Below are 1,146 nucleotides of genomic sequence, written 5' to 3'. Positions count from 1 at the left end.
CTGAAGCCGGCTCGCCTCCTCCTGCGCGGAGGTCACGGCCTGCGCGGTGGCGGCGGTCTGCGCGGCCGCCTGCTCGTCGAGCCGCTCACGCACCTCCGCGCGGACCTCGTCCAGCGCCGTCGCCTGGGCCTTCTCCTGTGCGACGCCTCGCTTGGCGACCAGCTCCCGCAGCTCGGCGCCCTGCTCCTTGAGCGAGACCATGAGGTCGGCGCGGACCTCCTCCGGGGTCAGCGGCTTGTCGGGCTTGGCGAGGTACGCGTCGGCCCAGGTGCGGCGCGACTTGTTCCGCCCGGAGCCGGAGCCCTCCACGACGGCGTCCTTCTCCTGCTCGGTCAGGCGGTCGAGCGCCTCGGCCGCCGCCTTGACGGCGGGCGGCGTCTCGACCGGTGCCTTGGCGCCCTTGGGCGTCTTTGCCTCGGGTGTCATCGTTGTGCTGGCCCCCTGTGGTGTCGCGGCGGCTGCCACGGCTGCGGCGTAGTCGGCGTCCTCGGTGCCGGTCGAGGCCGACTCCGGGATCTTGATGGGCTTGTTCAGCAGAGCCCGGAGGCGGTCCATGCGCTCGGTCTTCTCGCCGCCCTCGTCCCGAGGCGCGTCGCTGTCACTGCTCATGGGGCAAAACGTACTGCTCGTCCCGTTGTAGGTCGACTACCTCGACGGGCGCGGCGTTTTACCTGCATGGATGCCTCACCCCGTCTGGACAGTGGTGGACAGGGATGGCCTCCAGGGCCCACCTCAAACCCCACTGGTGCCCCACGGGACCGCGTGGGGCATGGGGAGGATCGCTCGGGTGTCGTCGCTGCCGTCGTCGACGCGCACTGGAAGAAAGCTGTCGCCGTCGAGTCGGTGAGCATGTGCGCGTGATCCCCAGAGCGGTGTCGGGAGGGTGTCGTCCGGCATGCGAGACCCCTTCCGGACACTGTTGACACACCCTGCGGTCGGCCGTAACTTCCCGCACACCGAATTCCTATCAGTCCGATAGGGAATCGAGCGGAGGGAGACCGGCATGGCACGAGCGATGAACGGCACGGTGCGGATCGCGCACGCCCGCTCGACGTGTCGCGTCCCCGGCTGTTGTCCCGCCGGCCGCTGACCGCGCCCGGGTAGCAGCGGCCGGCGCCCTCGCGCCCCGTCCACCCCGCGCTCGCC

At 71.0% G+C, this 1,146-nt stretch carries 1 protein-coding gene; it reads right to left on the bottom strand.

Going from position 1 to position 1,146, the window contains the following annotated elements:
• Positions 1–609 (bottom strand): hypothetical protein (locus PROKR_RS16285; RefSeq protein WP_036964736.1); only part of this gene is annotated, 609 nt, incomplete at its 3' end.
• Positions 610–1,146: the final 537 nt, after the last annotated feature.

Source organism: Promicromonospora kroppenstedtii DSM 19349 (genome assembly GCF_000515355.1).
Classification (GTDB): domain Bacteria; phylum Actinomycetota; class Actinomycetes; order Actinomycetales; family Cellulomonadaceae; genus Promicromonospora; species Promicromonospora kroppenstedtii.
Note: the sequence above shows the minus strand (reverse complement) of the source record. Positions and strands in the feature narration are given on the sequence as shown.